This window comes from Streptomyces sp. NPDC048182 (genome assembly GCF_043202555.1).
Lineage (GTDB): Bacteria > Actinomycetota > Actinomycetes > Streptomycetales > Streptomycetaceae > Streptomyces.
Window position 1 is genome coordinate 290,745 of the sequence record NZ_JBIDAQ010000003.1, and the last position, 12,426, is coordinate 303,170.

10 protein-coding genes are annotated in these 12,426 nt (G+C 73.1%); 6 read left to right on the top strand and 4 right to left on the bottom strand.

Translation table 11 applies throughout. From position 1 onward, the window contains the following. Window position 1 precedes the first annotated feature (1 nt). The 3 genes from ACGFZL_RS07430 to ACGFZL_RS07440 all read left to right on the top strand — a co-directional run bounded on the left by ACGFZL_RS07430 (window position 2) and on the right by ACGFZL_RS07440 (window position 5,327). Window positions 2-1,663 (top strand): serine/threonine-protein kinase, encoded by a 1,662-nt coding sequence (locus ACGFZL_RS07430; RefSeq protein ID WP_393689981.1) that lies wholly within the window; start codon window positions 2-4, stop codon window positions 1,661-1,663. Window positions 1,664-1,810: 147 nt separating this feature from the next. Beyond that, complete coding sequence (locus tag ACGFZL_RS07435) at window positions 1,811-3,424, top strand: succinic semialdehyde dehydrogenase (protein WP_393689982.1); 1,614 nt, start codon at window positions 1,811-1,813, stop codon at window positions 3,422-3,424. Window positions 3,425-3,527: 103 nt separating this feature from the next. After that, the gene (locus ACGFZL_RS07440; RefSeq protein WP_393689983.1) at window positions 3,528-5,327 is read left to right on the top strand and encodes a GMC oxidoreductase; all 1,800 of its coding nucleotides are present in this window, start codon (window positions 3,528-3,530) and stop codon (window positions 5,325-5,327) included. A 72-nt stretch (window positions 5,328-5,399) separates the two neighbouring features. Here ACGFZL_RS07440 and ACGFZL_RS07445 read toward each other — a convergent pair whose 3' ends face one another. Together ACGFZL_RS07445 and ACGFZL_RS07450 are read right to left on the bottom strand one after the other, a co-directional pair. Further along, window positions 5,400-6,410: an LAETG motif-containing sortase-dependent surface protein gene (locus tag ACGFZL_RS07445; protein WP_393689984.1), complete on the bottom strand. Its 1,011-nt coding sequence runs from the start codon at window positions 6,408-6,410 to the stop codon at window positions 5,400-5,402. A 395-nt stretch (window positions 6,411-6,805) separates the two neighbouring features. After that, entirely contained in the window at window positions 6,806-7,105 is a 300-nt protein-coding gene (locus tag ACGFZL_RS07450) for a chorismate mutase (RefSeq protein WP_393689985.1), read from the bottom strand. Between the two features lie 329 nt (window positions 7,106-7,434). On the opposite strand from ACGFZL_RS07450, the gene guaA reads away from it, so the two are divergent. The 3 genes from guaA (at window position 7,435) to ACGFZL_RS07465 (ending at window position 10,717) form a co-directional block, all read left to right on the top strand. Further along, window positions 7,435-9,015 carry a glutamine-hydrolyzing GMP synthase gene (guaA, locus tag ACGFZL_RS07455; RefSeq protein WP_393689986.1) on the top strand — a complete coding sequence of 527 codons (1,581 nt, stop codon included), beginning with the start codon at window positions 7,435-7,437 and terminating at the stop codon, window positions 9,013-9,015. 299 nt (window positions 9,016-9,314) lie between these two features. Next, window positions 9,315-10,118 carry a class II aldolase/adducin family protein gene (locus ACGFZL_RS07460; RefSeq protein WP_393689987.1) on the top strand — a complete coding sequence of 268 codons (804 nt, stop codon included), beginning with the start codon at window positions 9,315-9,317 and terminating at the stop codon, window positions 10,116-10,118. Window positions 10,119-10,201: 83 nt separating this feature from the next. Further along, window positions 10,202-10,717 (top strand): DoxX family membrane protein, encoded by a 516-nt coding sequence (locus ACGFZL_RS07465; RefSeq protein ID WP_393690196.1) that lies wholly within the window; start codon window positions 10,202-10,204, stop codon window positions 10,715-10,717. An 11-nt stretch (window positions 10,718-10,728) separates the two neighbouring features. Here the strand turns inward: ACGFZL_RS07465 and ACGFZL_RS07470 are convergent, their stop codons facing one another. Both ACGFZL_RS07470 and ACGFZL_RS07475 read right to left on the bottom strand, forming a co-directional pair. Further along, complete coding sequence (locus ACGFZL_RS07470) at window positions 10,729-10,974, bottom strand: hypothetical protein (protein WP_393689988.1); 246 nt, start codon at window positions 10,972-10,974, stop codon at window positions 10,729-10,731. Continuing rightward, window positions 10,961-12,355 carry a PspC domain-containing protein gene (locus tag ACGFZL_RS07475; protein ID WP_393689989.1) on the bottom strand — a complete coding sequence of 465 codons (1,395 nt, stop codon included), beginning with the start codon at window positions 12,353-12,355 and terminating at the stop codon, window positions 10,961-10,963. Before ACGFZL_RS07475 ends, ACGFZL_RS07470 begins: the two co-directional genes overlap by 14 nt. Window positions 12,356-12,426 lie beyond the last annotated feature (71 nt).

The following is a 12,426-nucleotide window of genomic DNA, read 5'->3' on the forward strand; positions in this document are numbered from 1 at the left end:
CATGAGCAGTAACGGGGGACCTCGCAACGGGCCGGACGAGCCCACGAGTTACGGACTGGAGCCGCCGGGCCCGCGCCAGGACCCGCCCGTCGCCGTGCCGCACCCCGGCAATCCGTACGCCACACCCACGCAGGTCGCGCCGGTGCGGACGGAGGCCCCGCCGGCGTCCGACCCGGGCGCGGGCCGGCTCATCGCCGGGCGCTACCGGCTGGTGGCCAAGCTGGGGCACGGCGGCATGGGCACGGTGTGGCGGGCGACGGACGAGACCGTGGACCGCGAGGTCGCCGTCAAGGAGCCGCGGGTCCCCGACGGCCTCCCCGCCCGCGAACGGGACAACGCCTTCGAGCGGATGCGCCGCGAGGCCCGCGCGGCGGCCCGGCTGGACCACCCGGCCGTGGTCAACGTGCACGACGTGGCGGTGGTCGACGAGCAGCCGTGGATCGTCATGGAGCTGGTGCACGGCCGCACCCTGGGCGACGCCCTCAAGGAGGGCACCCTGGAGAACCGTGAGGCCGCCCGGATCGGCCTGGAGGTGCTCGGCGCCCTGGAGGCCGCGCACGCCGCCGGCGTCCTGCACCGGGACGTCAAGCCGGACAACGTCCTGCTCGGCCGGCACGACCGGGTCGTCCTCACCGACTTCGGCATCGCGCAGATCGAGGGCGAGACCAACCTGACCGACACCGGCGGCTTCGTCGGCTCGCCGGAGTACATCGCGCCGGAGCGGGTCCTCGGCCGCCGTCCGGGCCCCGCCTCCGACCTGTGGTCCCTCGGCGTGGTGCTCTACGCGGCGACGGAGGGCATCTCGCCGTTCCGCCGCAGCAACACCCCCGCCACGCTCCAGTCGGTGCTCAACGCCGTGCCCGCGCCGCCCGCCGCCGCGCACGGCCCGCTGGCCGAGGCCATCACCGGCCTGCTGGCGAAGGACCCCGCGCGCCGCCCCGACGCGGCCCGGGTGCGCGCCCTGCTGGAGCAGGCCGCGAACCCGCCGGCGCCGGCGCCGACGGTCCGCGTCGTCACCGCCGTCTCGGGCGGCCTGCGCTCCTACCGTCCCGGCAAGGGGACCTGGATCGCGCTCGGCGCGGCCGTCGTCGCGGTGGCGCTGGGGTCGTACCTGCTGGTCGCGGACCCCTTCGCCGGGTCGCTGCCGGACGGCTGGAAGCGGTACGAACTGGACAAGAAGGAGGCCATGAGCGTCGCCGTGCCGGCCCCGTTCGTGAAGGCGCCGCACCCCGACGACTGGGACGGCACCAGCGACACCTTCTCCGACCCCAGCGGGGCGGTCACCGTGCGGGTGGACCGCGACATCAAGGCCGAGGACAAGGACAACGCCATCCCGGCGACCGCCTCGGCCTACGGGTGGCAGGACTGGGACATGTTCAAGGACGGTGAGTACGGCTGGAACATGGCCGACAAGCCGGTCCCGCAGGGCGAGCCGCGCGAGGCCGAGTACCAGGGCCGCAAGGCCGCCGAGAACGTCATCCGGTACACGACCGCGGACACCGAGAACCCGCGCGAGCGGGAGATCCACCTCTTCTACTACCGCGCCGGCAACGGCGACATGTACCGGGCCTGGATCGACTACCCGTACAAGGGCTACTTCGCCGACGAGAGCCGGGACATCGCCAAGACGGTGATCGACCACTGGGACATCGACAACCTCTGAGCCCACCGGCCACCGCGGAGCACAACGCGCTGATCAGGGTGTTTGCTGCCAGTGGACGCTGGCGGCATGCGGCCGGTCGTGACCGGTCGGTGAAAGCCCATTACCGACGGGTACACAAAGGCCGCCCGACGTCATACCCTGCGGCTCATGACGGACGCGCAGGCACCAGCCATCACCGGCACCAACCCCCTCGCCCCCGCACCGCAGGGCGCCCGCACCGCCGCCGACGTGGTCACGCCGGAGCTGGTCGCCCAGCTGACCCGGGGCGTGGCCGGCTCCGGGCGCACCGCCAACCACACGCCGTTCACCGGCGAGAAGCTGGCCGACCTGCCCGAGTCGACGCCCGAGGACGTCGCCGGCGCCTTCGAGGCCGCCCGCACCGCCCAGGCCGCCTGGGGCCGCACGCCGGTGCGCCGGCGCGCCGCGGTGCTGCTGCGCTTCCACGACCTGGTCCTGGCCCGCCAGGCCGAGGTCCTCGACCTGATCCAGCTGGAGACCGGCAAGGCCCGCCTGCACGCCCACGAGGAGGTGCAGGCCGTCGCCATCGCCGCCCGGCACTACGGCCGCCGCGCCGCCGCCTACCTGCGCCCCAAGCGGCACGCCGGGGCCATGCCGACGCTGACCAAGGTCACCGAGTTGCGCCACCCGCGCGGGGTGGTCGGCCAGATCGCGCCCTGGAACTACCCGCTGGAGCTGTCCGTCGGCGACGCGCTGCCCGCCTTCGCCGCCGGCAACGCGGTGGTCATGAAGCCCGACACCGAGACCTGCCTGACCGCCCTGTGGGCCCGCGACCTGCTGATCGAGGCCGGGCTGCCGCCGGAGGTCTTCCAGGTCGTCATCGGGGAGGGGCCGGTCGTCGGCCCCGAGATCGTCCGGCACGCCGACTACGTCTCCTTCACCGGCTCCACCCGCACCGGCCGCGAGGTCGCCCAGGGCGCCGCCGCCCGCCTGGTCGGCGTCTCGCTGGAACTGGGCGGCAAGAACGCCATGCTGGTCCTGGAGGACGCCGACCTGGACAAGGCGGCGGCCGGCGCGGTGCGCGCCTGCTTCTCCTCCGCGGGCCAGCTGTGCATCTCCATCGAGCGGCTCTTCGTCCACGAGTCGGTCGCCGACGCCTTCCTGGAGCGCTTCGCCGCCCGCACGAAGGCCATGCGGCTCGGCACCTCCCTCGCCTACGGCGCCGACATGGGCTCGCTGGTGGGGGAGCGGCAGCTCAAGACCGTGGAGGCGCACGTCTCCGACGCCGTCGCCAAGGGCGCGAAGGTCGTCGCCGGCGGCACCGCCCGCCCGGACATCGGCCCGTACTTCTACGAGCCGACCATCCTCGACGGCGTCGAGGAGACCATGACCCTGTGCGCCGAGGAGACCTTCGGGCCGGTCGTCGCGATCCACCGCTTCGGCACCGAGGAGGAGGCCGTCGAACGGGCCAACGCCACGGCGTACGGACTGAACTCCTCGGTGTGGACGAAGGACGGCCGCCGCGGCCGGGACATCGCCGCCCGCCTGCGCACCGGCACGGTGAACGTCAACGAGGGCTACGCCCCCGCCTACGGCAGCGTGCAGTCCCCGATGGGCGGCATGAAGGACTCGGGCCTCGGCCGCCGCCACGGCTCGGAGGGCATCCTCAAGTACACCGAGGCCCAGACGGTCGCCCACCAGCGCCTGCTCCCGATGGCGCCCTCGCTGGGGATGGACGACGAGAAGTACGCCCAGTTCATGAGCCGCAGCTTGCGTGCCATGAAGACACTCCGGTTCAGGTGACCGACCTTCTTCAGGGGCGCGGGGCTGTATCGACTTGCGGCTCCGCCGCGTGAGCGCGACCAGCCCAGGACGGCCCGCACGCGACACTCAAAGAGGAGACCCCGTGCCCAAGGACGCAGACGCCTACGACTACGACGTCCTAGTCATCGGCTCCGGCTTCGGCGGCTCGGTAACGGCCCTCCGCCTCACGGAGAAGGGCTACCGCGTAGGCGTCCTGGAGGCCGGCCGCCGCTTCACCAGGGAGACCCTCCCCAAGAACTCCTGGGACCTCAAGAACTACCTCTGGGCGCCAAAGCTAGGCATGTTCGGCATCCAGCGCATCCACCTCCTCGGCAACGTCATGGTCCTGGCCGGCGCCGGCGTGGGCGGCGGATCGCTCAACTACGCCAACACCCTCTACGTCCCCCCGAAGCCCTTCTTCGAGGACCCGCAGTGGAAGGACATCACCGACTGGCAGGAGGAGTTGGCGCCCCACTACGACCAGGCCCGCCGCATGCTGGGCGTGCGCCTCAACCCCACCATGACCCCGTCCGACGTCCACCTGAAGGCGGCGGCGCAGAAGATGGGCGTCGGCGACACCTTCCACCTCGCCCCGGTCGGCGTCTTCTTCGGCGACGGCGAGGACGCGGACGGCGCGGCCAAGGCCCGGCCCGGCGCCACCGCGGACGACCCGTACTTCGGCGGAGCCGGACCGGCCCGCACCGCCTGCACCGAGTGCGGCGAGTGCATGACCGGCTGCCGGCACGGCGCGAAGAACACCCTGAACGAGAACTACCTCCACCTCGCCGAGCGGGCCGGCGCGGTCGTGCACCCCCTGACCACGGTCGTCTCCGTCACCGACGACTCGCGGGGCGGCTACGCGGTGGCGACCCTGCCGACCGACCGGCGCGGCCGGAACAAGAAGAGGAAGGCCGAGGGACGCCTCTTCACCGCCCGCCGCGTGGTCGTCGCGGCCGGCACCTACGGCACCCAGACGCTGCTGCACCGCATGAAGGCGAGCGGCCGGCTGCCGTACCTCTCCCCGCGCCTCGGCGACCTCACCCGCACCAACTCCGAGGCCCTGGTCGGCGCGCAGACCGACGACCGCCGCTACCGCCGGGCGACCGGCACGCCCAAGGCCGACTTCACCCGCGGCGTCGCCATCACCTCCTCGATCCACCCCGACGAGAACACCCACGTCGAGCCGGTCCGCTACGGCAAGGGCTCCAACTCGATGGGCGGCCTGTCCATCCTCCAGGTCCCCTACGCCGAGGGCTCCTCGCGCGCCCTCGGCTGGCTGGTGCACGCCGCCCGGCACCCGATGCTGGTCGCCCGCTCGCTCTCCAACCGGCGCTGGTCGGAGCGGACCATCATCGGGCTGGTCATGCAGTCCCTGGACAACTCGCTGACGACGTACCTGAAGCCCGGCGGCGTCGGCAAGGGCCTGCTCACCGCCCGGCAGGGCCACGGCGCGCCGAACCCCAAGCAGATCAGGGCCGCCACGGAGGCCGCCTCCGCGCTCGCCGCCGAGATCAACGGCTTCGCCGGGTCCAACGTCGGCGAGCTGATGGGCACCCCGCTCACCGCGCACTTCCTCGGCGGCTGCCCCATCGGCGACTCCCCGGAGACCGGCGTCATCGACCCGTACCACCGGCTCCACGGCCACCCGGGCATCTCGGTCGTGGACGGCGCCGCGGTCTCGGCGAACCTGGGCGTCAACCCGTCGCTGACGATCACCGCGCAGGCCGAGCGGGCGATGTCGTTCTGGCCGAACAAGGGCGAGGAGGACCCGCGTCCGGCGCCGGGCCGGGCGTACGAGCGCCTGGCCCCCGTCGCACCCAGGTCCCCGGCGGTCCCGGCGGACGCCTTCGGCGCGCTGAAGCTGCCGCTGCTGGGGATACCGACGGTGCCGCCCAAGGCGTAGGACGGACAGCGCACGCAGAAGGACCCGCACCCCCCTCCGAGTGCGGGTCCTTCTCGTATGCGGTGCTCCGCGTTACGCGGGCGTACCGGCCTTGCGGCGGCGGACGACGAAGATCGCACCGGCGCCGGCGACGACGGCGGCACCGCCGACCAGGCCGATCACCGGCAGCGCGGAGCTGGAACCGGTCTCGGCGAGGCTGCCGTTGACCCGCGGGGCGTTGGCGGCCGGCTGCTCGTCGGTGACCGGGGCGCTGCCGCCCTCCTGCGGCTCCGTGCCGTCGGTGTCCGTGCCGGGGGCGACGATCTGGAACTTGTAGGCGACCTCGCCGAAGCCGACGCACTCGGAGTCGGCGTCACCGTAGATCGTCGCGCCGAGCGTGAAGCCCGCGCCGACCGGGGCACCGGCCTTCACGTTCACGCGCAGCGGGACGTTCACCTCGTAGTCCGGCTTCAGCTCGTCCGTGACGCCGGCCCAGCCCACGGCCCAACCCGCCTCGTCGAGGGTCTCCCAGCGCTTCCCGTCCGGGTTGTACGCCTGCAGGGTGACCTGCTTGCTCTTGAACAGCTCCTCGCCGTCCTGGTCGGGGGAGGCGCCGGCCAGGTAGGCCAGGTCCTGGAGCGTGGAGTCGGAGTTGTTGACCACGTTCAGCGAGAACTCGTGCCAGCCGCTGCCCGCCTGGATCTTGCCGGGCAGGCCGGAGAAGCTGACGTCGACCTTGGTGTCCGCGCACTCGCTCGGCTCGGGCTCCGGGGTCTCCGTCTCCTCGGGCGTGGACGCGCTCGGAGAAGGGGTGCCGGTCGCCGAGGGGGTGCCGGTCGGCGAGGCCGAGTCGGTGGCGGTGGCGGAGGGGGTCGCGGTGGGGTCGGGGGTGCTGGTCGCCGACGGCGTGGTGGTGGCCGACGGCTCGGTGGAGACCGACGCGGTGGGGGACGGCGTGTCCGTGGGCGACTCGGTGCTGGTGACCGAGGCCGACGGGGACGGCGTCGCGTCGCCGTCCGCGAACGCGGCGGGCGCGGTGAGCAGTGCCACCGGGGCGATGACTGCCGTGGCGGCCGCTGCGGCCAGGGCGCGACGAATCTTCATGAAGACCTCAGTTAGTCCGGCGTGAGTCCATCCGTTCGGCGTGTTTGATCACTACGCCCTGGGAATGGTTGTCCGCGAACTGACAGGATCTTTATGTGACGTGAGACACAGAAGTTGTCGATGTTGCGGGCGGGCGGAGACGGCCCGGCCCCGTCCGGCCGGCCCCGGGCGTCCCCGGAGCCGGCCGTCACTTGGGTGACCGGGCTGCTGTCCCCTGCCGTCCGGTCACTTCCCTGGAGCGAGGTCCCACGACGTGCGGCACGATCCGTACGTCTCATCGCTCCAGCGAGCCACGCGTGGTTCTTTCGGGCCCGCCCCTGGCTGACACGGACACCGGGAGAACGAAGCCGTCGGCGGGCCGGTCACGCGCCGTACGGGTGAGACGGCGGCCGAACTCAGATGCGACCCCGGCACAGCTCCAGGAGCGTCATCGCCAGCGCGGTGCCCGGCCGGCCGAGGGCGTCCCGCCAATGGCCGAGCACCTCGGTCTCGCGGGACAGGTTCACGCGCCGGCCGCCGGCGGCGATCCGGGCGTCCTGGATGACGGCCGAGACGGCCATCCGTTCCTGGATCAGGCCGATGATGCGGTCGTCGAGCGCGTCGATGCGCGCGCGGGCGCCGCCGATCACGTCGGTGGGCTCGGTGGCGGTCTCGGTGGCGGTCTCGGCGGTGGTCTCGGTGGTGACGCTGGTCATGGGGTTGCTCCTCGGCTGGGGCGGCGGCCCCGGAGCGAGAAGGTCCGGAAAACCGCAGGCGCCCCGGACCTTGTCGGCCCGGGGCGCCTGGGAAGTCGCTCGTCAGTTGCTCAAGCAGCACGACCATGGCAGCCGGTGGGCCGGTTGCCATAGGTAAAGACGAAGGTCGGGTGCGTGAGCATGCGGTCAGTATGCCGTGCGGACGGACCGTGTCCAAGCCGGTTCGCATGGTGAGACCGGGGGAGGGGGCTGCGGACGGGGACGGCGGGTCCGGTCGCCTCGGTAGAATCGGTGGCACAAGCCCCCGCCCGACCGCCGGAAGGCACCCCGTGTCATCAGCGACTCCCGCTGCCGCCGCCCCCGACACCGTCCTGGTCGTCGACTTCGGCGCGCAGTACGCCCAGCTCATCGCCCGCCGAGTCCGCGAGGCCCGGGTCTACAGCGAGATCGTGCCCAGCTCGACGCCGGTCGAGGAGATGCTCGCCAAGAACCCGGCGGCCATCATCCTGTCCGGCGGCCCCTCCTCGGTCTACGAGCCGGGCGCCCCGACCGTCGACCCCGCGCTGTTCGAGGCCGGCGTCCCCGTCTTCGGCATGTGCTACGGCTTCCAGCTGATGGCCACCGCCCTCGGCGGCACCGTCGACAACTCCGGCGCCCGTGAGTACGGCCGCACCGACCTGACGGTCTCCAAGCCCTCCTCCACCCTCTTCGAGGGCACCCCCGCCGAGCAGGCCGTGTGGATGTCGCACGGCGACGCCTGCTCCGCCGCCCCCGAGGGCTTCACCGTCACCGGCTCCACCGCCGTCGTGCCGGTGGCCGCCTTCGAGAACGACGAGAAGAAGCTCTACGGCGTCCAGTACCACCCCGAGGTCATGCACTCCACGCACGGCCAGCAGGTCCTCGAGCACTTCCTGTACCGGGGCGCGGGCCTGCGCCCGGACTGGACCACGGGCAGCGTCATCGAGGAGCAGGTCGCCCTCATCCGCGAGCAGGTCGGCGACCGGCGGGCCATCTGCGGCCTGTCCGGCGGCGTGGACTCCGCCGTCGCCGCCGCCCTCGTCCAGAAGGCCATCGGCACCCAGCTGACCTGCGTCTACGTCGACCACGGCCTGATGCGCAAGGGCGAGACCGAGCAGGTCGAGAAGGACTTCGTCGCGGCCACCGGCGTGCAGCTCAAGGTCGTCGACGCCGAGGAGCGCTTCCTGAAGGCGCTGGCCGGGGTCTCCGACCCCGAGGAGAAGCGCAAGATCATCGGCCGGGAGTTCATCCGGGTCTTCGAGCAGGCCCAGCTGGAGATCATCGCGGACGAGGGTCCGGCGGTCGAGTTCCTCGTCCAGGGCACCCTCTACCCGGACGTGGTCGAGTCCGGCGGCGGCACCGGCACAGCCAACATCAAGTCGCACCACAATGTCGGCGGGCTCCCGGAGGACCTGGAGTTCCAGCTCATCGAGCCGCTGCGCAAGCTGTTCAAGGACGAGGTCCGGATGGTCGGCCAGGAGCTGGGCCTGCCCGAGGAGATCGTCCAGCGCCAGCCCTTCCCGGGCCCCGGGCTCGGCATCCGCATCGTCGGCGACGTGACCAAGGAGCGGCTCGACCTGCTGCGCGAGGCCGACGCCATCGCCCGCGAGGAGCTGACCGCGGCCGGCCTGGACCGCGAGATCTGGCAGTGCCCGGTGGTCCTCCTCGCCGACGTCCGCTCCGTCGGCGTCCAGGGCGACGGCCGCACCTACGGCCACCCGATCGTGCTGCGCCCGGTCTCCAGCGAGGACGCCATGACGGCCGACTGGTCCCGGCTGCCCTACGACGTGCTCTCCAAGATCTCCACCCGGATCACCAACGAGGTCAAGGACGTCAACCGCGTCGTCCTCGACGTGACCTCGAAGCCCCCGGGCACCATCGAGTGGGAGTGACCCCCCTGGGTCTGACCCCGGTCCTCCCTGGGCGCGCCTGACGGCCCGCACGACCCGCGTCAGCTCGACCCGGAAGAGGTGGAACGGCTCCGGCCGTTCCACCTCTTCCGCGTGTGTGGTGGGTGTGCGAGGGAGGTCATGCTCCGAGTCTGCCGACCCATCCAGACGCCCCCTGTCCGGTATCGCCGGGCCGTTCCTGGACAGGAGCTGTCCCAAAGGACGCACCGCCGGTAACTTCCGCCCCTACAGAGACGCCGCCGCACCGACGCCGCCGCACCGACACCGGGAGGACACGCCACATGCACGGGACGCCCGGAGCCATCCCGCCCCCGCCGCTGCCCACCGCCCAGCTGCGGTTCGCGATGCCGCCCAAGCACGACTCCGTCGCCGACGAGCGCCGCTACCGCAAGGAACGGCTGGCCGGTGCCCTGCGCCTGTTCGGCCGCCACGGCTTCGAGGACGGCGTCTCCGGGCACATCACCGCCCGCGACCCCGAGTTCAGCGACTGCTTCTGGGTCAACCCCTTCGGCGTGCCCTTCGGACACATCACCGTCAGCGACCTGGTGCTGGCCAACTCCGAGGGCCAGGTCGTCGAGGGCCGCCACCACGTCAACCAGGCCGCCTTCACCGTGCACTCCCAGGTCCACGCCGCCCGCCCGGACGTCGTCGCGGTCGCCCACTGCCACTCCGTGCACGGCCGCGCCCTCGCCGCCCTCGGCGAACTGCTCGACCCGATCACCCAGGAGAGCTGCGCCTTCTACGAGGACCACACCCTGTACGACACCTACTCCGGCGTCTCCGTGGACGTCGAGGAGGGCCGGCGCATCGCGCGCACCCTCGGCTCGGGCAAGGCACTGGTGCTGCGCAACCACGGGCTGCTGACCGTCGGCGACTCGGTGGACGCCGCCGCCTGGTGGTTCCTGTCGATGGAGCGGTCCTGCCAGGTGCAGCTGACCGCGCGGGCGGCCGGGCGGCCGGTCCTGATCGACCACCGGCAGGCGGTGGCCACCCGGGAGCAGCTCGGCGGCGACCTGGTGGCCTGGATCAACTACCAGCCGCTGTGGCAGCGCGTCAGCCGCGACGAGCCGGACCTCCTGGACTGACCCGTCTCCCGGGTGCGTATGGTCGAGCCGACGGCGGGACTTGACGGGTCGGTGGAAGGCGGCGGACGGCGATGGCATTCGGCATGCGGACGGAGACCTACCCCTCTCCGGGCGGCGACCGGGGCTGGCGGGCGGAGGCCGCCCGGTACGCCCTGCTGCCCCTGCGGATCTTCCTCGGCGTCACCTTCGTCTACGCCGGCCTCGACAAGCTCACCGACGGCGGCTTCCTGGCCGACTCCGGCGCCGGCTCCATCGGCGAGACGATGCGCGCCGCCCGCGACTCCGCTGCCCTCCCTTCCCTGGTCGACCTCGCCCTGCACGCCCCCACCGGCTTCGGCTACGCCATCGCCCTGGGCGAGCTGGCCGTCGGTCTCGGCACCCTCCTCGGGCTCCTCGGCCGCCTGGCCGCGCTCGGCGGCGCCCTGATCTCGCTCAGCCTGTGGCTGACGATGAGCTGGTCCTCCGATCCCTACTACTACGGCAACGACCTCGCCTACCTCATGGCCTGGCTCCCTCTCGTCCTCGCGGGCGCGCCCGTGCTGTCCCTGGACGCGATGCTGCACACCCGCCGCAGGCGCCGCCGGGCGGGCTACCGGTAGCGGCGTCGCCGTCAGCGGGGGGCGTCCGGGCCCGCCCCCGCCCCCGCCCGGGGGTCCCGCGCCCGCCGTCGCCCTCGCACGCCCCGGGCCATGGCGGCGACGAGGCCCGCGAGGCAGAGGCCGCCGACGACGAGGGGGATCGCGGTGAACCACGGGATCTGCCACAGGCCCCCCGCGTCCCCGGCGTAGAGGAAACCCGCCACGGCCAGGACGAGGCCGGTGACGAGCCGGCCGGGCTGGAAGCTACGACCCCGCACGGGTCACCTCCGCCTGCCCCACGCCGACCTCCAGGTCGAGGTCGAGGGTGCCGCCGCCGGTGGTGCCGGAGGCGGGAGCGAGGACCAGTCGCTGGTGCTTGCCCGGCGCGACGTCGATGTCCTTCCTGTCGTCGCCGGGCAGTTGTATGTCGCCCACACCCACCTCCACGTCCAGCCGCACGGTCATGTCGGCCGGCACCACGACCCGCACGCGACCGAGGCCCACGTCGGCCCGGGTGGTCACCGTCTGCCCGTCGGACAGCTTCAGGCCGGTCAGATCCAGGGTGCCGGTGCCGGCCCCGACCTCGTACTGCTGCCGCACCTCGGCCGCCGCCGCGGGTCTCCAGACGGTGCGGATCCAGCCGCTGCCGTGCTGGTGGGGCAGGGCGGCCGTACCGGTCAGCAGCGCGGCGGTGACCAGCGCCAGGAAGACCGAGCCGAAGCCGGTGCGCCCGACGAAGGCGCTGAGCGCGATGCCCAGGCCGAACACCGCGAGCGCGCAGGCCAGGCCGGTCTGGACACTGCTGCCGACCGGGTGGTCGTCCCAGGTGAGGCGGGTGCCGAGGAAGCCGGCGAGCAGGGCGAGGAGGAAGACCGGGCCGCCGATCCGCCGGGGTCCCCGAGGGCGCGAGATCGGCGCCATGGGGGGCACCCGGGGCTCGTCGTCCATCGCGTAGGCACCGAGGCTGATGTTGACCGCGGCGGCTATGTCTCGGGCGTCGGACTCCCGCGGCCCCCACAGATAGCCCGTGCCGCCGACATGGGTGCCGTCCTTGACGATGGGGTCGCGCCACCACGAGGGATAGCGGACCGGGGGTGCCTGGGCCTCGGGCGGGGCGTCGGCGGCGGCCTGGGCGGAGAGCGGGTCGGGGTCCGGGGCGTCGCGCCGGCGCGACCAGTACCCCGCGCCGGCGAGCAGCAGGGAGACGACGACGGCGAAGGCCAGCACCGAGGCGTTGCGCAGCAGGGTCAGGAAGACCCCGCAGCCGACCAGGGCGAAGAGCACGGCGGTCAGCGCCTGCCCGTCGACACGGCCGGTGAGGAGCTTTCGCACCTCGTTCTCCTCCTCGTCCTCGTACGGGACGAGGAGCCAGGCGACGGCGTAGAAGAGGAGGCCGAGGCCGCCGGTGGCGGAGAGCACGGCGAGGGTGACGCGGAAGATCACCGGGTCCATGTCGCACTGCCGGCCGAGACCGGCGCAGACCCCGGCGAGGACCTTGTGCCGCCGGTCCCGCCGCAGCCCCGGTGGGGGCGGGGCGGGGCCGTCCCCGCCGCCGGATGGCTCCGCGGCGGGCGCGGCACCCTGCGGCCCGGCGCCCCGTGGGGGGCGTGGGCCGGGGCCGGGTCCCGGACCCGTCGCGGCGTGCTCGTGATCGGTCATGAATCCATGGTGACGGCCGCGGCGGCCCGGCGGGACCGGGGACGACCCTGGTCGGACCCTGAGATCTCCCC